This window comes from Paraburkholderia terricola (genome assembly GCF_003330825.1).
GTDB classification, from domain to species: Bacteria; Pseudomonadota; Gammaproteobacteria; order Burkholderiales; family Burkholderiaceae; genus Paraburkholderia; species Paraburkholderia terricola.
In genome coordinates this window covers 2,066,911-2,087,498 of record NZ_CP024941.1, presented here as the reverse complement: position 1 = coordinate 2,087,498, position 20,588 = coordinate 2,066,911, and the positions used below count along the sequence as shown (strand labels likewise).

The 20,588-nt window shown below is 64.8% G+C and carries 20 protein-coding genes; 11 read left to right on the top strand and 9 right to left on the bottom strand.

Annotation, left to right across the window (positions count from 1 at the left end):
- Positions 1–13: 13 nt before the first annotated feature.
- From kdgR to kduI, 3 genes are all read right to left on the bottom strand, one after another.
- A complete protein-coding gene (kdgR, locus tag CUJ90_RS09370; protein WP_114163504.1) occupies positions 14–883 on the bottom strand; it encodes a DNA-binding transcriptional regulator KdgR in 870 nt (289 codons plus the stop codon).
- A 108-nt stretch (positions 884–991) separates the two neighbouring features.
- Entirely contained in the window at positions 992–1,762 is a 771-nt protein-coding gene (gene kduD / locus CUJ90_RS09365; RefSeq protein ID WP_114162517.1) for a 2-dehydro-3-deoxy-D-gluconate 5-dehydrogenase KduD, read from the bottom strand.
- Positions 1,763–1,802: 40 nt separating this feature from the next.
- Positions 1,803–2,639, bottom strand: coding sequence for a 5-dehydro-4-deoxy-D-glucuronate isomerase (gene kduI / locus CUJ90_RS09360; RefSeq protein WP_073432815.1), 837 nt, complete (start codon positions 2,637–2,639; stop codon positions 1,803–1,805).
- Positions 2,640–2,942: 303 nt separating this feature from the next.
- Between kduI and kdgT the strand changes: the two genes are divergently transcribed.
- Positions 2,943–3,959, top strand: coding sequence for a 2-keto-3-deoxygluconate transporter (gene kdgT, locus CUJ90_RS09355; protein WP_114162516.1), 1,017 nt, complete (start codon positions 2,943–2,945; stop codon positions 3,957–3,959).
- Between the two features lie 39 nt (positions 3,960–3,998).
- Here kdgT and CUJ90_RS09350 read toward each other — a convergent pair whose 3' ends face one another.
- Positions 3,999–4,574, bottom strand: coding sequence for a GNAT family N-acetyltransferase (locus CUJ90_RS09350; RefSeq protein WP_114162515.1), 576 nt, complete (start codon positions 4,572–4,574; stop codon positions 3,999–4,001).
- 106 nt (positions 4,575–4,680) lie between these two features.
- Positions 4,681–6,126 carry an NAD-dependent succinate-semialdehyde dehydrogenase gene (locus tag CUJ90_RS09345; RefSeq protein ID WP_114162514.1) on the bottom strand — a complete coding sequence of 482 codons (1,446 nt, stop codon included), beginning with the start codon at positions 6,124–6,126 and terminating at the stop codon, positions 4,681–4,683.
- A 470-nt stretch (positions 6,127–6,596) separates the two neighbouring features.
- On the opposite strand from CUJ90_RS09345, the gene CUJ90_RS09340 reads away from it, so the two are divergent.
- The 4 genes from CUJ90_RS09340 (at position 6,597) to CUJ90_RS09325 (ending at position 10,015) form a co-directional block, all read left to right on the top strand.
- Positions 6,597–6,800 carry a cold-shock protein gene (locus CUJ90_RS09340; protein ID WP_007181784.1) on the top strand — a complete coding sequence of 68 codons (204 nt, stop codon included), beginning with the start codon at positions 6,597–6,599 and terminating at the stop codon, positions 6,798–6,800.
- Between the two features lie 227 nt (positions 6,801–7,027).
- A complete protein-coding gene (locus CUJ90_RS09335) occupies positions 7,028–7,690 on the top strand; it encodes a response regulator (RefSeq protein WP_114162513.1) in 663 nt (220 codons plus the stop codon).
- Entirely contained in the window at positions 7,687–9,072 is a 1,386-nt protein-coding gene (locus tag CUJ90_RS09330; RefSeq protein WP_114163503.1) for a sensor histidine kinase, read from the top strand. The genes CUJ90_RS09335 and CUJ90_RS09330 overlap by 4 nt, the downstream gene beginning before the upstream one ends.
- Before the next feature lie 157 nt (positions 9,073–9,229).
- Entirely contained in the window at positions 9,230–10,015 is a 786-nt protein-coding gene (locus CUJ90_RS09325) for a ProQ/FinO family protein (protein ID WP_114162512.1), read from the top strand.
- A 286-nt stretch (positions 10,016–10,301) separates the two neighbouring features.
- Here the strand turns inward: CUJ90_RS09325 and CUJ90_RS09320 are convergent, their stop codons facing one another.
- A complete protein-coding gene (locus CUJ90_RS09320; RefSeq protein ID WP_152035339.1) occupies positions 10,302–11,249 on the bottom strand; it encodes a hypothetical protein in 948 nt (315 codons plus the stop codon).
- A gap of 208 nt (positions 11,250–11,457) precedes the next feature.
- Positions 11,458–11,904: a VOC family protein gene (locus CUJ90_RS09315; protein WP_114162510.1), complete on the bottom strand. Its 447-nt coding sequence runs from the start codon at positions 11,902–11,904 to the stop codon at positions 11,458–11,460.
- Positions 11,905–12,305: 401 nt separating this feature from the next.
- Between CUJ90_RS09315 and CUJ90_RS09310 the strand changes: the two genes are divergently transcribed.
- A complete protein-coding gene (locus CUJ90_RS09310; protein WP_114162509.1) occupies positions 12,306–12,752 on the top strand; it encodes a hypothetical protein in 447 nt (148 codons plus the stop codon).
- A 42-nt stretch (positions 12,753–12,794) separates the two neighbouring features.
- Here CUJ90_RS09310 and CUJ90_RS33585 read toward each other — a convergent pair whose 3' ends face one another.
- Positions 12,795–12,926 (bottom strand): hypothetical protein, encoded by a 132-nt coding sequence (locus CUJ90_RS33585; protein ID WP_277998126.1) that lies wholly within the window; start codon positions 12,924–12,926, stop codon positions 12,795–12,797.
- Positions 12,923–13,840 carry a LysR family transcriptional regulator gene (locus tag CUJ90_RS09305; protein WP_114162508.1) on the bottom strand — a complete coding sequence of 306 codons (918 nt, stop codon included), beginning with the start codon at positions 13,838–13,840 and terminating at the stop codon, positions 12,923–12,925. Before CUJ90_RS09305 ends, CUJ90_RS33585 begins: the two co-directional genes overlap by 4 nt.
- A gap of 136 nt (positions 13,841–13,976) precedes the next feature.
- Here CUJ90_RS09305 and CUJ90_RS09300 point away from each other — a divergent pair, with 136 nt between their 5' ends.
- The 5 genes from CUJ90_RS09300 to CUJ90_RS09280 all read left to right on the top strand — a co-directional run bounded on the left by CUJ90_RS09300 (position 13,977) and on the right by CUJ90_RS09280 (position 20,583).
- Positions 13,977–14,726: a sulfite exporter TauE/SafE family protein gene (locus CUJ90_RS09300; protein ID WP_244219894.1), complete on the top strand. Its 750-nt coding sequence runs from the start codon at positions 13,977–13,979 to the stop codon at positions 14,724–14,726.
- Between the two features lie 389 nt (positions 14,727–15,115).
- Positions 15,116–15,862, top strand: coding sequence for a glucose 1-dehydrogenase (locus tag CUJ90_RS09295; protein WP_114163502.1), 747 nt, complete (start codon positions 15,116–15,118; stop codon positions 15,860–15,862).
- Positions 15,863–16,080: 218 nt separating this feature from the next.
- Positions 16,081–18,186 (top strand): TonB-dependent receptor plug domain-containing protein, encoded by a 2,106-nt coding sequence (locus CUJ90_RS09290; protein WP_114162506.1) that lies wholly within the window; start codon positions 16,081–16,083, stop codon positions 18,184–18,186.
- A 1-nt stretch (position 18,187) separates the two neighbouring features.
- The gene (locus tag CUJ90_RS09285; protein WP_114162505.1) at positions 18,188–18,703 is read left to right on the top strand and encodes a YfiR family protein; all 516 of its coding nucleotides are present in this window, start codon (positions 18,188–18,190) and stop codon (positions 18,701–18,703) included.
- Positions 18,700–20,583, top strand: coding sequence for a putative bifunctional diguanylate cyclase/phosphodiesterase (locus CUJ90_RS09280; protein WP_073432505.1), 1,884 nt, complete (start codon positions 18,700–18,702; stop codon positions 20,581–20,583). Before CUJ90_RS09285 ends, CUJ90_RS09280 begins: the two co-directional genes overlap by 4 nt.
- The last annotated feature ends 5 nt before the right edge of the window (positions 20,584–20,588 follow it).

Below are 20,588 nucleotides of genomic sequence, written 5' to 3'. Positions count from 1 at the left end.
TGGGCCTGGCCGCTCAGCCCGGCTCGGCGGCCGCATGCTCGGCGGCGGCGGTCGCTTCCCGATAGCCGAGCCGTGTGGAGATCGCAAGACCCGACTGCTTGAGCAGCGCGACGTAGTGCGATTTGGTGTCGGCGCCGCAGCGCATCGTCGGAAACGAAATCGACAGGCCGGCGATCACGCGGCCGAAGCGGTCGAATACCGGCACCGCGAGACACCGAAGCCCTTCTTCTTGTTCCTCGTTGTCCTCGCCGTAACCTTGCTCGCGCACGTGCGGCAGAATGCTCAGCACGGCTTCGGCGGAAGCGAGCGTCTTTTGCGTCGACTTGCGAAATTCCACGTGCGAGAGCACTTCGCGCGCCTCGGCCGGGTCCATCCACGCGAGCAGCACCTTGCCGATCGCCGTGGTGTGCAGCGGATTGCGGCGGCCGATGCGCGACTGCATGCGCAGCCCGTAGTCGGCGTCGATCTTGTGAATGTAGATGATCGCGTCTTCGTCGAATGCACCGAGGTGGACCGCCTCGCGCGTGATCTGACCGATGCGGCGCATCTCGACGTCGGCCTCGCGCACGAGATCGACGCTCTCCAGCGCCTTCGCGCCGAGTTCGAACAGACGAATGGTGAGCCGGTAGCGCTCGGTTTCGATTTCCTGCGTCACGTAGCCGAGCGCCTTCAGCGTCTGGATCACGCGGTGCACCGTGGTTTTCGACATGCCGAGCCGTTGCGACAGTTCGCTGATGCCGATTTCTCCGCTGTCGCCGATCGCCCCGAGAATCGCGAACACCCGGCCGACCGACGAAGCCGATTCACCGCTCATGCCGACACAATCCGCGCTTTCCGCGTCGTGCGTGGCGGCGTCCTTGCGCTGCTTGCCCATTGCTGCCATTTCCGTCATTCCCTGTCGATGCCTGCCTACGTCAGCCGCGTCGGCGTGTCCACGTGTCAACGCGCGCGCCGCATCAGAAGCATACCGCTTCCGATGCCGTCTGCCGAGCTAGCGCGCGAGCCAGCCGCCGTCCACCGCGAGCGTATGGCCATGCACGTAGTCCGAGGCGGACGACGCGAGAAACACGACCGGTCCCGCGAGGTCGTCGGGCGTGCCCCAGCGGCCGGCCGGAATGCGGCCGAGAATCTCGTCGTTGCGCTGCGCGTCGTCGCGCAACGCCGCGGTGTTCGCGGTCGCCATGTAGCCCGGCGCGATCGCGTTCACGTTGACGCCGCGCACGGCCCACTCGTTCGCGAGCAGGCGCGTGAGACCGAGCACGCCGCTTTTCGACGCCGTGTAGGAGGCGACCCGTATGCCGCCCTGGAACGACAGCATCGACGCGATGTTGACGATCTTGCCGCCGCCTTGCTGCTTGACGAACTGCCGCGCGACGGCTTGCGAAAGAAAGAAGACGCTCTTCAGATTGACGTCCATGACCGCGTCCCAGTCGTCCTCGCCGAACGCGAGCGCGTCTTCGCGGCGGATGATGCCCGCGTTGTTCACGAGCACGTCGACGCGGCCGAATGCCTCGACGGCCGCGCGCACGATGTCCTCGATAGGCGCGATCGAGGCCAGATCGGCGCGCACGTCCGCGAAACGGCGGCCTGCCGCCTGCACGCGCGCGGGTGTGTCGCCGGCGTCGCCGCGGCTCACGCCGACGATGTCGCAGCCGGCCGACGCGAGCGCCACCGCCATGCCCGCGCCAAGGCCCGTATTGCTGCCGGTGACGATGGCGACCTTGCCGGTCAGGTCGAAGGGGTTCACTGTTTTCTGGCTCATATCGTGCGCGGATTGTCGTGAAGAGAGAGCGTCATGTCGATCACCGCAGATCGCGCACGGCGATGTGGTCCATATCGCCGAACACCTGGTTTTCGCCGACCATGCCCCAGATGAACGTGTACGCGCGCGTGCCGACGCCCGAGTGAATCGACCAGCTCGGCGAGATCACGGCCTGCTCGTTGTGCACGACGATATGGCGCGTCTCGTTCGGCTCGCCCATCATGTGGAAGACGGCGGCGTCGTCGGCGACGTTGAAATAGAAATACACCTCCATGCGACGCTCGTGCGTGTGGCACGGCATCGTGTTCCAGAGGCTGCCGGGTTCGAGCTTGGTCATGCCCATCGAAAGCTGGCAGGTGGGCAGCACTTCAGGGACGATGAACTTGTAGATCGTGCGGCGGTTGCTCGTGGCCGGGTCGCCGAGCGTTTGCGGCGAAGCTTGCGCGAGCGAGATCGTGCGGGTCGGATGCGTCTCGTGCGCGGGCGCGCAGTTCAGATAAAACTTCGCGGGATGGGCGACGTCGTCGCTGCCGAACGCGACGGCTTGCGCGCCCTTGCCGATGTAGATCGCCTCTTCGTTGCGCACGATATGACGCGTGCCGTCCACGTCGACCCAGCCGTCGCCGCCGATGTTGATCGCGCCGAGTTCGCGGCGCTCCAGCAGATAGCCGACGCCGATCGCCTTGCCGAGCGAAGCGGGCACTTCGACCGCGCGCGTGGCCGGCCACACGCCGCCGACGATGATGCGGTCGATGTGGCTATACGTGAGCCGCAGCGCGTCGCGCTCGAACACCTGGTCGACGAGAAATTCCTTGCGCAGCCCCGCGGTATCGAGCGTCTTTGCGTACTCGCTGTTGATGGCCTGTCTCACTTCCATTGTTCTGTCTCCGGTCTGATTGGGCGCCTCGCCATGCCGCATCGAGGCGCGTGTGTGGGCTCGACTTTAACGCAGAATTCGCATTTCGGAACGATGGTCCAAAAAATATTGCGGAGTCTGTCGAGTAATGGCGCGGTGTTTCAGGATCACTCGGGTAAACGATGATCCGAAATTCAAAGAGAATCGGAACAGTGTTCCTTTCACGATGTTATATTGCGCCGAAAGGGAGCAGCCCGGCGTAAGACCGGGACATTACCCCGGGTAACCCACCCGATAACTGGACGCGAAGTCCACGGAGGAGGCATGAAGATCAAGAAGGCCATCGACCGCATTCCAGGCGGTCTGATGCTGGTGCCGTTGCTGCTCGGCGCTTGTGTCCACACGTTTGCGCCGGGCGCGGGGAAATACTTCGGCTCGTTTACCAATGGTTTGATCAGCGGCACCGTGCCGATTCTGGCGGTGTGGTTCTTCTGCATGGGCGCGACGATCGACCTGCGGGCGACCGGCACGGTGCTGCGCAAATCGGGCACGCTGCTCGTCACCAAGATGGTGGTGGCGTGGATCGCGACGCTCGTCGCCTCGCATTTCATTCCCGTCGACGGCATCAAGGCGGGCCTCTTCGCCGGCCTGTCGGTGCTGGCGATCACCACGTCGATGGACATGACCAACGGCGGCCTCTATGCCGCAGTGATGCAGCAATACGGCACCAAGGAAGAGGCGGGCGCGTTCGTGCTGATGTCGGTCGAATCGGGGCCGCTCGTCAGCATGATCATTCTCGGCGCGGCCGGCGTCGCGTTCTTCGAGCCGCGGCTTTTCGTCGGCGCGGTGCTGCCGTTTCTCGTGGGGTTCGTGCTGGGCAACCTCGATAGCGAGTTGCGGGAATTCTTCGGCCGCTGCGTGCATCCGCTGATTCCGTTCTTCGGCTTCGCGCTCGGTAACGGCATCGACCTGAACGTGATCGCGAAGAGCGGTCTGCCGGGCGTCCTGCTCGGTCTCGCGGTGATCGTCGTGACCGGCATTCCGCTGATTCTCGCCGACCGCTGGATCGCGGGCGGCAATGGCGCGGCGGGCCTCGCGGCCTCGTCGACGGCGGGCGCCGCGGTGGCGAACCCCGCGATCATCGGCGAGATGATTCCGAGCTTCAAGCCGCTCGTGCCGGCCGCGACCGCGATGGTCGCGACGGCCTGCCTCGTCACGGCGATTCTCGTGCCGATCCTCACCGCGCTATGGGTGCGCCGGCATCACGCGCGCGACGCGTTGCGCGAGGAGTTCACGGTGGCGAAAGCGCAGCCGCTCAGCGAGCGCGACGCGCACGTTTGAACGTGAAGCTTTGTGCTGGCGGGGAGTGGCTGGGCCGTATCACCGCCCCAGTTTCCCTTCGAGCACGGCCTTCACCTCAGGCCACTCGTCATCGATGATGCTGAAGCGCACCGAGTTGCGCTTGCGTCCGTCCGGCATGATGCGCTCATGCCGGACCACACCTTCCTGCTTCGCGCCGATGCGCAGAATCGCCGCGCGTGATTTCTCGTTGAGTTCGTCGGTGGTGAACTGCACGCGCACGCATTGCATCGCTTCGAACGCGTGACACAGCAACAGATATTTCGCCTCGGTGTTCACCGCCGAGCGCTGCACCGACGCGCTCAACCACGTGTGGCCGATTTCGAGCTTGCGATTCACGCGATCGATTTTCCAGAACCGCGTGCTGCCGACAATCGCGCCCGTATCGCGCTTCACGATCACGAACGGCATCACGGTGCCGGCCGCGCATCCTTCGAGTGCGGTTGCCAGATAGCCGCCGATGGTGTCCGGTCCCGGCACCACGGTCAGCGTCATGTTCCAGAGTTCACCGTCCGCGGCGGCGTCGAGCAGCGCGCTTGCATGTTCCCGCCGAAGCGGCCTGAGTTCGACGATGGTTCCAGTCAGCGTGGGTTGCATGAGTTCAAGCGTGTTGGTGGTCGAGCACAAGAAAAAAGGTCCGCGGGCAAACGCCCGCGGACCCTCATGGCAAGCGAAGAGGCCTGAAAAACCAGCCTTAGGCCGCTTAAGCCGCCATCACCGAAACCGCCTTGGTGACCAGGTACGCTTCCATCGCTTCCGGGCCGCCTTCCGAACCGTAGCCCGAATCCTTCACGCCGCCAAACGGCATTTCCGGCGAAGGCGTGGCCGGCTGGTTGATCCACAGCATGCCGACTTCCAGTTGCTGCGACAGCAGATGCACGTTGCTGAACGACTTCGTGAACGCATAGCCGGCGAGGCCGAACGGCAGCCGGTTCGCTTCGGCGATCGCCTCTTCGAGCTTGTCGAAGCCGCGGATCGCCGCGATCGGGCCGAACGGCTCGTTGTTGAACACGTCGGCTTCGAGCGACACGTTGGTGAGCACGGTCGGCGCGAAGAAGTTGCCTTCCGAGCCCACGCGTTCGCCACCGGTCGCGACCGTGGCGCCGGTCTTGCGAGCGTCATCGAGTACCTTGCTCATCGCGCTGAGACGGCGCGCGTTGGCGAGCGGCCCGAGCGTCGTGCCTTCCGCGAGACCGTCGCCGAGCTTGAGACCTTCAGCGTGCTTGACGAGCGCCGCGGCGAACTCCTCGCGGATGCTGTTGTGCACCAGGAAGCGGGTGGGCGAGATGCACACCTGGCCCGCATTGCGGAATTTCGCGCCGCCGGCCGCTTTCACGGCGAGCGCCACGTCGGCATCTTCGGCGACGATCACCGGCGCATGACCGCCCAGTTCCATCGTGGCGCGTTTCATGTGCGCGCCGGCGAGTGCGGCCAATTGCTTGCCGACCGGCGTGGAGCCGGTGAACGTCACCTTGCGGATGACCGGATGCGGAATCAGGTAGCTCGAAATCTCGGCCGGATCGCCGAACACGAGGCCGACCGTGCCCGGCGGCACGCCGGCGTCGACGAACGCCTGCAACAGACCCGCCGGCGACGCCGGGGTTTCCTCCGGCGCCTTGACGAGGAACGAACAGCCGCTCGCGAGCGCCGCGCTCAGCTTGCGCACGATCTGGTTGACCGGGAAATTCCACGGCGTGAACGCGGCCACCGGACCGATCGGCTCCTTGAGCACCAGTTGCTGCGCGGACAGATTGCGCGACGGCACGATGCGGCCGTACACACGGCGCCCTTCGTCGGCAAACCATTCGATGATGTCCGCCGCGGCGAGCACTTCGACGCGCGCTTCGGCGAACGGCTTGCCCTGTTCCTGCGTCATCAGGCGGGCGATGTCGGCGGCGCGCTCGCGCACGAAGCCCGCGGCCTTGCGCATGGTGGTCGCGCGTTCGTTGGCCGGAATCTTGCGCCAGGCTTCGAAGCCGCGTTGCGCGGCGGCGAGCGCGCGGTCCAGATCGGCGATGCCGGCGTGCGCCACCTTGCCGATGGGCTGGCCCGTGGCCGGGTTGATGACGTCGAGCGTCTTGCCGCTTGCGGCATCGCACCACTCGCCGTTGATCAGAAGTCGGGTATCGGTATAGCTCGAAATGGCCATGCTGAGTTCCTGTATGTGGGAAAGCCTGGATAGGCGAAAACGATAGCCGCGCGACCGTGTGGCGGTCGGATGAACCTGCGCGACCAGAGTGGATTGCCGATTCCGATTATCTTATCTGATTGCGCGAAATCGCATCGGCGCCTGCCACGGCTCGCGCGAGGCACGCGTCTTGCGACGCGAGTAGACGCGATAGCGAAAGTCATGCGGAGGTCACGGCGAAAATCTCACGAAGGTAGTCACAGCAGCAGCCACGGCGGCGGTCACGGCAGCCATCACGGCAGCCATCACGGCAACGTCATGTAAAGAGGCGTAGAGTCGAGCCGCAGTGGCATGAGCCGGCGAATGTCCGCGTCATCGACCGCGCACGAAGCGCTGCTGCGGTAGTGCCCGGGGCGCCGGCGCTGGTCGAATCAGCGGACGAAAGACGGCGACATGCAGCCCCATCAACCTGGATACACATAGGAATCGACATGCCAACCGGTACAGTGAAGTGGTTCAACGACGCGAAGGGCTTTGGCTTCATCACACCCGATGACGGTGGCGAAGACCTGTTCGCGCATTTCTCCGAAATCCGCAGCGAGGGCTTCAAATCGTTGCAGGAAAACCAGAAGGTCAGCTTCGAAATCAAGCAAGGGCCGAAAGGCAAGCAGGCGGCGGACATCAAGCCGGTGTGAGGGTGAGGGCCGGCTCGCGCTCCCAGGCGAGCCGGCCGCGGGCAAGCGCGTCGCGCGATGCGGCCGCGCCCGCGTATGTCGGTATATCGCTCCATGAACCGGAGCGATGAAGAAGAACGCTGACGAAGAACATGAAGGCGCACCGGGCGCTGAATCGCCCCTCTGCAAGCACTAGGACGCGTTAAGCTAGCGGACTGCAGTGCGGGCAAAACGGGGGAAGAGAGGCGATGCGTCTGCTATTGGTCGAAGACGACGACATGATCGCGGAGACGGTGCTGGGCGCGATGCGCCGCGCCGGTTACGCGATCGATTGGGCCAGTGACGGCCGCGCGGCGGAATTGTCGCTGGGCAACGGCGTGTACGACCTCGTGCTGCTCGATCTCGGCTTGCCGAAGAAGGACGGCATCGACCTGCTCGGCGCCTATCGCAAGAACGGCGGCGCCGCGCCGGTGATCATCCTGACCGCGCGCGACGCGGTGGAAGAACGCATCCGCGGCCTCGATGCGGGCGCCGACGATTACCTGATCAAACCCTTCGACCTCGACGAACTCGGCGCGCGCGTGCGTGCGCTATTGCGGCGGCGCACCGGTCACAAGCAGCCCGTCTATACGCACGGCGAACTCACGCTCGACCCGGCGGCGCACGAAGTCACCAAGGCCGGCGAACCGTTGCCGCTCGTGCCGCGCGAATTCGCGCTCCTGCAAGCGCTGATCGAGGAGCCCACGCGCGTGTTCACCAAGACCGAACTGGAAGAGAAGCTGTACGGCTGGGGCGAGGAAGTCGGCAGCAATACGATCGAGGTGCACGTGCACAGCCTGCGGCGCAAGATCGGCGCGGACCAGGTGGTGACCGTGCGCGGCGTGGGCTACCGTCTGAAGCGATGCGGGTGAGATCGATCCGCCGCTGGCTGCTCGGCTGGCTCATCTTCGGCCTCGCCGCGGCGTCGGGCGTGGCCGCCTACGGCATCTTTCACACGGCGCGCGTCGAAGCCGGCGAACTGTTCGACTATGAACTGCGCACGGTGGCGCTGTCGCTGCCCGCGAATCTGGCCGGCGCGGGCGAGGGCGATCGCCAGCCCGACCTGGGCGACCTGGCCGACGACCGGCTCGTCATCGAGATCTGGGACCGTTCCGGCACGCTCGTCTATCACTCGATGCAGGAGCCGGTGTTCGCGCGTCTGCCCGTGGGCTTCAATACCGTGGAGACCGGCGAGTACCACTGGCGCGCGTTCGGATTGCAGCAGGCCGACCGCTACGTTCAGGTGGCGCAGCCGGTGTCCGTGCGCGACGACCTGGCGATGCAACTGGCGCTGCATACGCTGTGGCCGCTCGCCGTGCTGGTGCCGGTGACGGTCGCGCTGGTGCTGTTGGTGGTGGCGCGCGGGCTCGCGCCGATCGGCGGACTGTCGCGCGCGCTGTCGACGCGTTCGATCGATTCGCTCGAACCGCTGCGTCTCGACGGCACCCTGCCGGTCGAAATCACGCCGCTGGTGGTCGCGCTCAACGATCTCCTGCAGCGCCTGAACGCCGCATCGCAGGCGCAGCGCACCTTCATCGCCGATGCCGCGCATGAGTTGCGCTCGCCGCTCGCCGCCTTGAAGCTGCAATTGCAGGCGGCCTCGCGCGACGGCTCGTTGAAGGGCGAGGGGCAGACGCTGGAACGCGTCGAGGGGCGCGTGAACCGGATGATTCACCTGGTCCAGCAATTGTTGACGCTGGCGCGTGAGGACGCGCATCCGGTCACCTCGATGACGCCCGTGAGCTTGCGCCGGATCGGTGAGCAGGTGGTGGGCGACTGTTCGTTGCTGGCCGAGGCCAAGGAGATCGACCTCGGGCTCGAATGCGAGCACGCCCGCACGGCCGACGATGCTTACACCGTGCTCGCCGATCCGCACGGAATGAGCGTGCTGTTGGGCAATCTGATCAACAACGCGATCCGCCATACGCCGCGCGGCGGTCGAGTCGACGTGATCCTGAGGCGCTCGGCGGAGCGCGTGGGATTCGATGTGGTGGATAGCGGCTCAGGCATACCCGAGGCGGAGCTCGAACGTGTTTTCGACCGTTTCTATCGAGGCGAGGAGGCGCAGGGGGAGGGCAGCGGGCTAGGTCTTGCGATCGTGTCGCGGATCGCCGAGCGGCATCGGCTCGGGCTTTCGCTGCGCAACAACGAGGGTCGACCAGGCTTGTGCGTTTGCGTCTCTGGACTGAAAACGTATGAGGGCGCGCCGTTGCCAACGGAGGGCATGGCGTCCCCTGTGTCGCCGATCCGCTGAAACGCGCGCGGCGCTACAGGAATACGCCCAAAAATCGGTTTCAGACGCCGCGCGGGAGGATCGCGCCGCTCCCGCAGGCCCGCGCCGCGCAAGCGGCGTCATGAGCGTGTCGCCACACGCTGCTACAATCTCGGTTTCCTCCGATTGATTGTGCGCCATGGGTTTCGAACAACTCGCTGAACTGAAGAAGCAACTGGCCGCGGCCCGCGCGGAAGCGGCACCCGCCGCGAAGCCGGGTGCCAAGTCCGAGGGCGCTAGGTCGGGTGCCCGGCCCGGTTCCAAGCCCGCTGCCAAGTCCGGCGCGAAGCCCGATGCGCGGCCGGACGCGAGGCCTGCGCGCAAGCCGGCGCATGCGCGCCGTGGCGCGCCCGAAGCCGCCGCCAATCCCGCGGCGCAGCCGAGGCCCGCGGACGCGAAGCCGGTGGACCCGGTGGTGAAGTCGATCGGCAGACTGCAAAAACATTTTCCGAATGCCTTCCCGAAGAATCCGGCGCCCAAGTTGCCGCTGAAGGTCGGCATCTTCGAGGACCTCGTCGCGCACGCGAAGGAACTTTCGCTGAACGAAGCGGAGTTGCGCGACGCGATCAAGACGTGGTGCCGTGGCAGCCGCTACTGGAAGTGTCTGGTCGAAGGTGCGGCGCGTGTCGATCTGACGGGCGCCGAGGCGGGCAAGGTCACGGCGCAGGAAGCCGCGGGTGCGCAGCGTCTGCAGGCGCATCGCGCGGCGCGCGGCGCGTCGAAAGCGGCGGGCGGCGCGGTGAATGCGGCTGCCGACGCGGTGCCTTCGTCCGGGGATGCCGAGGTGGCTTCGCAGGCCGGCTCGCAGCATGATGCGGATGGCAAGCCGCAAGTCGGTTCAACGGACGCATCGGCCAGCGATGAAGCCGACGTCGCGTCTGCCACTTCGCCGGTGAGCATACCGCCGGGTACTCCCGAAGCGTGAACGACCGCCGCCCCGCCCAGGGGCGGCTGCTTTGGTGGGCGATGCCACGCAAGGTGAAAATCCGCGCTAGGTAAGTCGAAAACCGATGACACGGTTAGCGAAATGATCGAGGCGGCTGACGGTTTGCAACGATGGCTTGGCTGTCTGTGGCTGTCGCTGATCGGACCCGAACCGCCATTTAACCCGCGAACCTACGCGTCGTCTTTATGTCCTGAAACGGACACACGCATGCCGCGCTCGTGATGTCACCAGGTCGGGCACTTCGGGCGAGTAGGGGATAGATGCGTCACCACGGCGGGTAGAAGCTATCGCCAAATCGCCGCGGCATTTGCTGACGCCTAATAACACCCTCCAACGCCACTTGTCTCAGATCATCATAACGTCCCGCGATACCGTCGATGGCGACCAGCAGGGCGCAACCCATGACAGTTCCGGCGATTGTGGGAAACGACCGGGCTCCGTGCAACGAACTGTTCCTCCAGTCGGCCAAGGCATCGGGCCCCGGCTTTTCCTCCAACTGCTCCAAGCGCGCAAATATGTCATCCAAACATCGCGCAACTGCGTCCCCGGCAACTTCCGCTCGATAGAGCACCAGCAGATCTCGGATGCTGTTGCATTGCCTGTCTCGGGGGCGTTCGAGGCCGTACTCCTTCACCCGCCTTGGCTCTCCGCCACGCTTCGGCACATCAAAATGCGCCAAAACCTTCCCGCTCATATCGACGAATGCCGCGCACCGCAATTTGAGGAGACCCTCCAACAGCGGAAACGCAAGATACACGAGCGACAAAAAGGAGTTAGCGGCCAATTCCTGCGTATGTATGCTTTGAAGCTGACTGATGAGGTTTTCTCGCTGCCAATCACTCGGACGCAAGTTCGGATTCCGGCTTCCAGCCAATGCGCAATGGATCGCCGTCGCCAGCAGTTGCCGAAGCTCTCGCTGTTCGGCCTGAAACACTTCCGCCCGATGGCAAAGAAGGGCCTCCGCGCACCACGACCACAGTAGCTGATGGTCAGCGTCGACGACTGTATTGAGTCCGAGCAATAACACGACCTTCGTCAACCCGACTATTGACGCACAAAGCGCGTCGAAGTCGATTTCATGAAAATTGACTTCGTTTGCCCGCAGGCGAAACCGTTCGGAGTTTGTGCCGATAGCGATAGCACCGCCCGGTTGCATAACAGCCGCAAGCCAGTCATCGCATAGCCTTGTAATTTGATCTGCTGTCGCGGCCATACCGTTGTCCCCATGTTTTTGAGCCCATCTTCTCACAAGCTGCAACGGTGTCGACACGGCTGATGAGCTTTCACTCGCTGCGGGTGCAGCGATTGGCTGATCGTCTTCCCTAAATCGACAGTTGCGAACTGGATGCAAGTGACGGCTCTTGGCCGCGCGCAGCCCGAGAGACCGATCTCTAACGTTCGACGTCCGCTCGATAGAGAGCTTAAGCCCCATGCCCGAGCTCCTGAGCGAGCCCGATCAGGATCCCTTCGGGGCCCCGGATGTAGCAGAGCCGATACGCGTTTTCGTACTGGGACACTTTGCCGACGAGTTCCGCGCCGCGTTTACCGAGACGGGCGAGCGTATCGTCGATGTCCTCCACGGTAAACATGACGCGTAGATAACCAAGGGCGTTCGCCGGGGTGCGACGGTGATCGGCGACCACAGGTGGCGCAAGGAATCGGGATATCTCGAGCCGGCTGAGACCGTCCGGCGTACGCATCATGGCAATTTCGACGCGCATGCCGCGCAATCCAGTGACGCCATCTGCCCAGTCTCCTTCGATGGGGGCACGCCCCTCGAGCTCAAGTCCGAGTTCGGCAAAAAATTCGATGGCGGCATCGATGTTTTCAACCACGATGCCGACGTTGTCCATACGCTTCACCGTCATGATGGCTCCCTGGCGCCTGGCTGAAGCGCCGATGGTAACGCTGCCGACCTGAGCTACCGCTCAAGCTCAGGGCTATCCGCGCGATTAGCTGCGAGAGAGATGCAGGCTACACCAGGCCACCGGATATCTGCCATCCGCGAACGCCCGCTTACCAGCCGAAATCGACCTCTTCTCGACAGAGGCCATGTCGAGCAAATCCAACTAGCGCCGAGCGCTCATCTATACGCTATACGCCCCATTTGAAAACAACGGCAGAGTCCCGCATCGGGGGAGCAAAGACACCCGCCCATCGCTGCAAGCCCTTCACGCGGAACTGAATAAAAAACATTGGCTGCTACCGTACAGACCTCTCCGGTCGACCATGACAAGGTGGACCGAGACAGACCCCCTGCGCCACCATCATGACCAAGTCCGTCCTCAACGCGCTCACATTGATTATTGCAATAGGCGCTGGGTTTACCCCAGTCCTGTGCCGCGCCTACGCGCTCGACGCTCAACTCGACTGCAAATCGAACGCGCACGCGTTCATCGCTCCGCTCGTGACCGATCGATATATCGATCCGAAGCCGATGCGTGTCGAAGCGAACTCGGTCAATGCATTCAAACCGGCACACGACGGCAACCTGACGGCTTTCGGTTTTCGCGTCTACGCCGTTCTCGGGTATGAACACGGCGACACGATATTCAAACAGGGAAGCGGCCAGCCCATTACAGATTCCGCCTATGGCGCGGTGGTAGTGGGCTCGACCGAGGACGTGGAAACGCGCGTACGGAAGGCCGGCAGCGACGCTGTCGTGCGGCAGGTCATTCCCCTTGTGCTCACGGTCATCTTCTGCAGCGCGCAATGACGCGATACACACCTTCATCCAGGGCCGGCCACAACTAAACCGCTACCGCTTCGCTTGCATGAATGCGAGCAATGCCGCGCCGACTTCATCGTCGATGGTGTTGAACGAGTGGACCACGGAGATGTGATTGTGTCCCGCGACGCGCGCCCACGTCGGCAGCGCTTTGTAACTCAACGAACCCGCGAACTGCCCGACGACTGACCAGAACCGCCCGCCAGATGCCGCACCAACGCCTTCTCCGGCCGCGGCATCGCGTTCATGTCGCGCATGCAGATCAGCAACTGGCGCGTCGCCCAACTATCGGTCAACTCGATCATGCGGATGCCCGGCCGCCCGCGATAACGCTTCGCCGCCGTGGCCGGCACGATGCCGACGCCCGCGCCTTGCTCGACCATGCGGCAGATGCCGTCGAAGGTTCGTACATGGGTGCGGAAGCTGAGCGTTCCGCCAGCCAGTAGCGCGCGCTCGCCCAGATACGCTTGCAACGCGCTGTCCGCGCTCAGCCCGATGAATTCGCGGTCGGCCACTTCCGCCAGCGTGACGCGGCGACGCGTGGCGAGCGCGTCGTCGCGGCTCGCGATCAGCACCAGCTTGTCGACGGCGAAGGGCAGCGTTTGCAACGCGCCATGCTCGACCGCATCCGAGATGATGCCGATCTCCGCCGCGCCGGTGAGCACCGCCTTGACCGTCTCGCTGCTTTGGCGCTCCTTCAGATCGATCTGCACATTCGGATGATCGCGCAGAAAAAGGCCGATCGCCGCGGGCAGGAATTCGGTGATCGCGGCGGTGTTGGTCCACAGGCGGATGCAGGCTTTGCGTCCTTCCTGATGCTCGCCCAGTTCACCTTGCATCCGTTCGATCTGGCCCAGCACGAGCCGCGCGTGATGCGCGAGCGTGTCGCCCGTGGGCGTGGATTCGACGCCGCGCCGGCCGCGTTCGAGCAAGGGCATGCCCAGGGCGTCTTCCATGCCGCGCAGCCGCGCGCTCGCCGACGGCAACGACATGTTCGCGCGCGCGGCGCCGTGCGTGATGCTGCCGGTTTCGAGGATATACAGAAAGAGCCGCAGGTCGATCAGATCGAAGCGCATGGAGGGGCGTTTGCGTTGTCTCGGTTCGGGTTGCCAGCCTAAGCCATAGCCTAAGTCACGGTAAGTATCTTACGCATTGTGGCCGGGCTTGCGGCAATCGAAAATCGTCAATATCACAACCATGAACAGGCTCCCGATGAGTTCTTCCCTTGCGATGCACGCAGGTCTGGTCGCGGCAACCTTCGTCGTCGCCGGCTTCGTCAAGGGCGTGACCGGCATGGGTCTGCCCACCGTCGCGATGGGCGTGCTCGGCACGCTGATGCTGCCGGCTCACGCGGCCGCGATGCTGCTGTTGCCCTCGTTCGTCACGAACCTCTGGCAATTGTTCGCGGGACCGAGCGTGCGGGCGCTGCTCGGGCGCTTGTGGCCGATGATGGCGGGCATCGTCGGCGGCACGATTGCCGCCGCGTCGTTCATCGCGGGCGGGGGCGGCGAATGGGCGGTCGTCGGTTTGGGCGCCGCGTTGACGCTGTACGCCGGCGCGGGCCTGACGGCGTGGCGTCTCGACGTGCCCAGGCGGCATGAGCGCTGGCTGTCGCCGGCAATCGGCGCGGTCACGGGCGTGATCACCGGCGGCACCGGCGTGTTCGTCGTGCCTGCGGTACCTTATCTTCAGGGCCTCGCGTTGAAGAAAGAGGACCTGGTGCAAGCGCTCGGTCTGTCGTTCACGGTCTCCACCATCGCGCTCGCGATCGGGCTCGCCAAAGAGCGTGCGTTTGCCGTCGACGACCTCGGCCACTCGCTGTTCGCGGTGGCGCCGGCGCTGATTGGTATGTGGATTGGACAGCGTGTGCGAGGGCGCATCAGCGCCGACACCTTCCGCCGCTGGTTCTTTGTTTGCCTGCTCGGCCTCGGCATTCAATTGATGGCGCGCGCATTCGTTTGATCAGGCATTGGCGACAGGCAAAGCGAGGAGGGCAAGAATCGTGTGGGCCACCATTGTGGATACGCTCGGTGCAATAGCCGTACTGGCCAGCTTGTCCGTGCAGATCATGCTGTGGCGCAGGCGCTGAGATCGGCTTCTCGCGCGGCGTGCATGGCATGCGCGCGGCATGTATTCCATCGGCGCCGCGTGGCTCGCGCGCGCCGCGCTTCGATTGTTCGCGCCTCCCGACGTATCTGTTCGCCTTCAGCCGCTTTATCCCCGTCGCCTGAATCCCTACATTGCATGCAGTGGCGGCGTCGCTGCATCGGAAGCTGCATCGGCTTCATGGGCGCCAACTCGCGAATCATCGCCGCACTACGTCGGCGCAACCCAATCGAAAGGAAACGATCATGAGCAAGCTCACAGGCAAAGTCGCGGTTGTAACGGGCGCATCGAAAGGCATTGGCGCAGCGATTGCGAAGGCGCTGGCCGCGCAAGGCGCCTCGGTGGTGGTGAACTATGCGTCCAGCAAGGCGGGCGCGGACAGCGTGGTCGCCGCGATCACCGCGGCGGGCGGCAAGGCGGTGGCCGTCGGCGGCGACGTCTCCAAGGCGGCGGACGCGCAAGGCATCATCGACGCCGCGGTCGAAACGTATGGCCGCCTCGACATCCTCGTCAACAACTCGGGCGTGTACGAGTTCGCGCAGATCGAGGAGATCACCGAAGAACATTTCCATAAGCACTTCAACGTCAACGTGCTGGGTCTGCTGCTGACCACGCAGGCGGCCGTCAAGCATCTGGGAGAAGGCGGCAGCATCGTCAACGTCAGTTCGGTGGTGACGCGCCTCACGCCTCCGGGCAGCGCGGTTTATACGGGCACCAAGGGCGCGGTGGACGGCATCACCGGCGTGCTGGCACGCGAACTCGGTCCGCGCAAGATTCGCGTGAACTCGGTGAACCCGGGCATGATCGCGACCGAAGGCACGCATAGCGCGGGCATCGTCGGCTCCGATCTGGAGCAGTGGGCGATCAGCACGACACCGCTCGGCCGCATCGGCCAGCCTGACGAGGTCGCCGACGTTGCCGTGTTCCTCGCGTCGGACGACTCGCGCTGGATGACGGGCGAAACCCTGATTGCCAGCGGCGGCGCGCGTTAAGGCGTTCAAGTAGAGGCATTTGCCGCGTCGCTGTGTGGTATCGCAGCGCGCGGCGCTTGCTTCACATGCGGCATGTTTTACCGCCGCGTATGAAGCACTGCAACCGTATGTGCGTTGCATAGGGTTTGTCCTGAACCCCGTCCGCCCCCGCTTAAGTTGCTGCTGAAATTGTCGTTAGTGTGAAGGAAAGGCGCAAAGGCGCTCACCGCATTCACACTATGACCCGCGCCCATTCCAGACACCTGGCGGTACATTTTGCCGCCGCCGTTATTTTCGTCTCGTTGTCGGTGCAAACCGACGCAGCCGCGGCCGTCGATCCGCTCGACGCGCGTAACGCACGTAACGCCCGCCACTTACCCGCCGGTGACCTACCCGCGAGCGAAGCCGCCGACATCGCGCCGGACGCCGATGCCGACACGCTCGCCACGCTGCCGCTCGAGAAGCTGATGAGCGTTCAGGTGGTGACGTCCGCGTCGAAATTCACGCAGTCGGTGAGCGACGCGCCTTCCGCCGTGGTGGTGCTGAGCGCGGCGGACATCCGCGATTTCGGCTGGCGCACGCTCTCCGACGCGCTCGCGTCGCTGCCCGGACTCTACGTCAGCTACGACCGCAACTACGCCTATGTGGGCGCGCGCGGCTTCCTGCGTCCGGGCGATTACGACAGCCGCTTCCTGCTGCTGATCGACGGCGTGCGCACCAACGATTCCGTCTACGGTCAGGCGGTGATCGGCACCGAGGCGCTGGTCGACATGGACCTCGTCGAGCGGATCGAATACGTGCCCGGTCCCGGCTCCGCCGTCTATGGATCGAACGCGCTGTTCGGCGTGATCAACGTCATCACGAAGAAGGGCAGCGCGATCGATGGCGCGCAGACCGCCGTGGCCGTCGGCAGCTTCGGCGAAAAGAGGGCGCGCGCCACCTACGGCTGGCACGGCCAGAACGGCGCGGACCTGGTGTTGTCGGCGAGTTCGTATGTGCGCAACGGACAGGACCTGTATTTCCCCGACTTCGATACGCCGGACCAGAACCACGGCATCGCACGCAACCTCGACTACGATCGCGCGCAGCGCCTGTTCGCCAAGGCCGCGTATGGCGATTTCTCTTTTTCCGCCGCCTATGTGAATCGCACCAAGGGCGTACCGACCGGATCGTTCGGCGCGGTGTTCAACGCGCCCAACTCGACCAACGATTCGCAGGGCTTCATCAACGGCACGTTCTCGCGTCAACTGACCGCGGGACTCGCGGTCTCCGCTCAGGCCTATTGGGGCCGCGCCGACTACCGCGGGCTCGGCACGTATCCGTACGACACCGGCACCGCCGTGGCGAGTGTCGATGGCGATCATGCGCTCTGGTACGGCGCCGACACGCACGCCACGATCACGAGCCTGCCGCGGCAGAAAATCGTGGTGGGCGCGGATTTTCGCCGCGACGCGCATCGCGACCAGTACAACTACATCGTCGAGCCGTACTCGTCGCAACTGAACGACAAGCGCTCCAGCAATCAGACCGGCGCGTATGTCGAGGACGAAATCCGGCTGCCGGCGAACTTCACGCTGAGCGCGGGCTTGCGCTACGACTGGGACAGCGTGACGGCGGGCAACCTCAACCCACGGCTCGCGCTGATCTACAAGATCACCGCGCGCGACACCGCCAAGCTCATTTACGGCACCGCGTATCGCGCGCCCAACGCTTACGAGCTGTATTACAACGTGCCCGGCGAGGGCGGGCAGGAGGCGAATCCGAAGCTCAAACCGGAACATATCTCCACGCGCGAAATCGTGCTCGAGCATCTGTTCGAATCGAGCGGCCGCGTGACGCTGTCGCTGTTCCAGTACGCGGTGCGCGACCTGATCTCGCAGACGGTGGATCCCGACAACGGTCTGCTGGTGTTTCAGAACATCGATCGCGCGGACGTGAAAGGCGCGGAACTGGCCGTCGAGCGCGATTTCTTCGGCGGCGTCCGTGTGCGCGCGAGCTATTCGTGGCAACTCGCGCGCGACGGTCAGTCGGCGGTGCTGGCCAATTCACCGCGTCATCTGGCGAAGATGAACCTGCTGGTGCCGTTGTTCCATCACGCCGCGCGCCTCGGCACCGAGGTGCAATGCACCTCGTCGCGTTCGACCGGAACGTCCACGACGGGCGGCTTCTGCATCGCCAATCTCACGCTCGGTTCGTCGCGGCTCATCAGTCATGCCGAGGTCTCGCTGAGCGTCTACAACGCGTTCAACAAACGCTACGCGGATCCCGCCGGGCCGGCGTTCGTCCAGCAGACGATCGAGCAGCAGAGCCGCACCGTGTACGCGAAGATGGTGTACGGGTTCTGACATGGGACCGACCCGAAACGTATGTCTCGCGATGGCCGTGTTGCCGTGGTGGCTGCTCATGCCGCTGTGGTGCGTGGGCCAGGTGCAGGACGTCGCGCTGAAGGCTGCCTACATCTACAACTTCGCGCTCTTCACGACGTGGCCCGCGAGCGCCGCGCCCGCAGCCTCGTTCAATGTCTGCGCGACGCGCGGCAAGCCGTTGTGGAACAGCTTGCAGAAGCTCGACGGCAAGATCATCGACGGCCGGCCGTGGACGACGGTCGACAGCGCCGCGTCGCCCAGGCCGGGCAAATGCGACATCACGGTGCTGCCGGAAGGCGCGCCCGCGCCGCCGTCCTGCGGCCAGGCGAGCGCGCTGCTCGTGAGCGACGGCGGCCTGCCCGGCAGAAGCAGTGCGGCCATCACGCTCGTCACCGAGGACGAACACGTGCGCTTCGACATCGATACGCAAGAGGCGGCCCATTGCGGCCTGAAATTCAGTTCGAAGCTGCTGCGCCTCGCAAGGAACGTTCAATGAAAAGCCAGATACGACCGGAACCTTCGCGGCTCTCCAAAACGTTCGAGACCGGCCAACTCATCGCGGCCATCGCGGCCTTCGTGATCGTCGGCTGCGTGATGCTGGCTTACGAGTTCGTCTCGCTGCGCCAGGCGCTCGTCAAGGACGTCGAGATCGAAGCGGCGATCGTCGCCGACAATATTTCGGCTTCCGTGATGTTCGAGGACCATGACGCGTCGATGGAAACCCTGCGCGCGTTTCGCCCCGACCCGTCGCTGCTCTCGGTCACCGTGTACGACCGTGCCGGCTTTCTCTATGCGCAGTATCTGACGCGCAACGCCGCGCCGCCTCCGGAGCCGTCCGCCGCGGCGTTTCAGTGGCTGTCGTCGACCATCACGGTGCATCAGGAGATCCGCTATCGCGGTCATCAGCTCGGCGTCGTGGAGTTCGTCGCCAGCACGGCGGACGTGCGAACCGGCATTCTGCGCTTCGCCGGCTTGCTCGGAATCGCGTCGCTCGGCGCGATGCTGGTGGCGGCGCTCGTCATGCGGCGCGCGCGTGCGCGCATGGACAAGGCGGAGCGCGAGCTCGACTACCTCGCGCACACCGATCCCGTGACCGACCTCGCCAACCGGCGCGCCACCTACGAAACCCTCGAACGCGCGATGGAAGTGCACGCGCGCGCCGACCGCAGACTGGCGCTGCTGCTGATCGACCTCGACAACTTCAAGGGCGTCAACGACACGGCGGGGCATGGCGCCGGCGACCGGCTGCTGCGGCAGGTCGGCGCCACGCTGGTTTCCGTGGTCCGCAAACACGACGTCGTGGGCCGGATCGGCGGCGACGAATTCGCGGTGATCGCCGCGCCGGTGCGCGACAACGCCGAAGCGCTGGCGATCGCCGAGCGAATCACCGAAGCGCTGCGGCGGCCGTTTCACGTCGACGGCATCGACATGCTGGCCACCGCGAGCGTCGGCATCAGCATGTTTCCCGACGACGCCACCGCGTTGACCGAACTCGTCAGCAACGCCGATATCGCGCTCTACCAGGCGAAGGTATCGGGCAAGAACCGGCTGGCCGAGTTCAGGCCGGAGATGACCTTGCGCACGCAGCGGCGCGTGCGGCTCGAACGCGATCTGCGCAAGGCGATGGAGCGCGGCGAGCTCGACGTGTATTACCAGCCGCAATTCCGTTGCGATTCGGAGCGCATGGTGGGGGTGGAGGCGCTGCTGCGCTGGCCGCATCCCGAGAACGGCTTCATCGCGCCATCGGAGTTCATTCCGGTGGCGGAGGAGTGCGGCTTGATCGGCGAACTGGGCCGCTGGGTGCTGCTGCGCGCGTGTTCCGATGCGGCTTCGTGGTTGCGCACGACGGGCGTCGCGTTGAACGTCGCGGTCAACGTGTCGGCGCGGCAGTTGCGCGACGGCGATTTCATCGACGCGGTCAGGCACGCGCTGCACGATACCGGACTGGCCGCGACGCAGCTCGAACTCGAACTGACCGAAAGCCTGCTGATGGAGGACATGGATTCCGCGATGGAATTCATGCACGCGGTGCGGCACCTGGGCGTGCGGCTCGCCATCGACGACTTCGGCACCGGCTATTCGTCGCTGTCGTATCTGCAGTCGTTTCCGATCAACCAGTTGAAGATCGACCGCAGCTTCATCCAGCTTTTGCCGGATGCCGGCACGACCATCGCCGGCGCGATCATCTCGCTCGCGCACGGCTTCAACCTGTGCGTCGTGGCCGAGGGCGTCGAGAACCGCGCGCAACTCGACTGGCTGCAACGGGCCGGCTGCGATCTGGTGCAGGGCTATCTGCTCGCGCGCCCGATCCGGGCGCAGGACATCAGCGCGATGCTGACGAGAAAGCGGGCTCAGGAGGACGCGGTGACGAGCTAGGGGCC

What these genes read in the sequence shown, in the direction of transcription:
- CUJ90_RS09350 (WP_114162515.1), bottom strand. Translation starts at nt 4,574, where the DNA reads ATGCAACCCACGCTGACTGGAACCATCGTCGAACTCAGGCCGCTTCGG.
- CUJ90_RS09345 (WP_114162514.1), bottom strand. Translation starts at nt 6,126, where the DNA reads ATGGCCATTTCGAGCTATACCGATACCCGACTTCTGATCAACGGCGAG.
- CUJ90_RS09315 (WP_114162510.1), bottom strand. Translation starts at nt 11,904, where the DNA reads ATGACGGTGAAGCGTATGGACAACGTCGGCATCGTGGTTGAAAACATC.
- kduI (WP_073432815.1), bottom strand. Translation starts at nt 2,639, where the DNA reads ATGGAAGTGAGACAGGCCATCAACAGCGAGTACGCAAAGACGCTCGAT.
- CUJ90_RS09320 (WP_152035339.1), bottom strand. Translation starts at nt 11,249, where the DNA reads ATGGCCGCGACAGCAGATCAAATTACAAGGCTATGCGATGACTGGCTT.
- CUJ90_RS09310 (WP_114162509.1), top strand. Translation starts at nt 12,306, where the DNA reads ATGACCAAGTCCGTCCTCAACGCGCTCACATTGATTATTGCAATAGGC.
- kduD (WP_114162517.1), bottom strand. Translation starts at nt 1,762, where the DNA reads ATGAGCCAGAAAACAGTGAACCCCTTCGACCTGACCGGCAAGGTCGCC.
- CUJ90_RS09285 (WP_114162505.1), top strand. Translation starts at nt 18,188, where the DNA reads ATGGGACCGACCCGAAACGTATGTCTCGCGATGGCCGTGTTGCCGTGG.
- CUJ90_RS09335 (WP_114162513.1), top strand. Translation starts at nt 7,028, where the DNA reads ATGCGTCTGCTATTGGTCGAAGACGACGACATGATCGCGGAGACGGTG.
- CUJ90_RS09300 (WP_244219894.1), top strand. Translation starts at nt 13,977, where the DNA reads ATGAGTTCTTCCCTTGCGATGCACGCAGGTCTGGTCGCGGCAACCTTC.
- CUJ90_RS09305 (WP_114162508.1), bottom strand. Translation starts at nt 13,840, where the DNA reads ATGCGCTTCGATCTGATCGACCTGCGGCTCTTTCTGTATATCCTCGAA.
- CUJ90_RS09340 (WP_007181784.1), top strand. Translation starts at nt 6,597, where the DNA reads ATGCCAACCGGTACAGTGAAGTGGTTCAACGACGCGAAGGGCTTTGGC.
- CUJ90_RS09295 (WP_114163502.1), top strand. Translation starts at nt 15,116, where the DNA reads ATGAGCAAGCTCACAGGCAAAGTCGCGGTTGTAACGGGCGCATCGAAA.
- CUJ90_RS09325 (WP_114162512.1), top strand. Translation starts at nt 9,230, where the DNA reads ATGGGTTTCGAACAACTCGCTGAACTGAAGAAGCAACTGGCCGCGGCC.
- CUJ90_RS09280 (WP_073432505.1), top strand. Translation starts at nt 18,700, where the DNA reads ATGAAAAGCCAGATACGACCGGAACCTTCGCGGCTCTCCAAAACGTTC.
- kdgR (WP_114163504.1), bottom strand. Translation starts at nt 883, where the DNA reads ATGGCAGCAATGGGCAAGCAGCGCAAGGACGCCGCCACGCACGACGCG.
- kdgT (WP_114162516.1), top strand. Translation starts at nt 2,943, where the DNA reads ATGAAGATCAAGAAGGCCATCGACCGCATTCCAGGCGGTCTGATGCTG.
- CUJ90_RS09290 (WP_114162506.1), top strand. Translation starts at nt 16,081, where the DNA reads ATGACCCGCGCCCATTCCAGACACCTGGCGGTACATTTTGCCGCCGCC.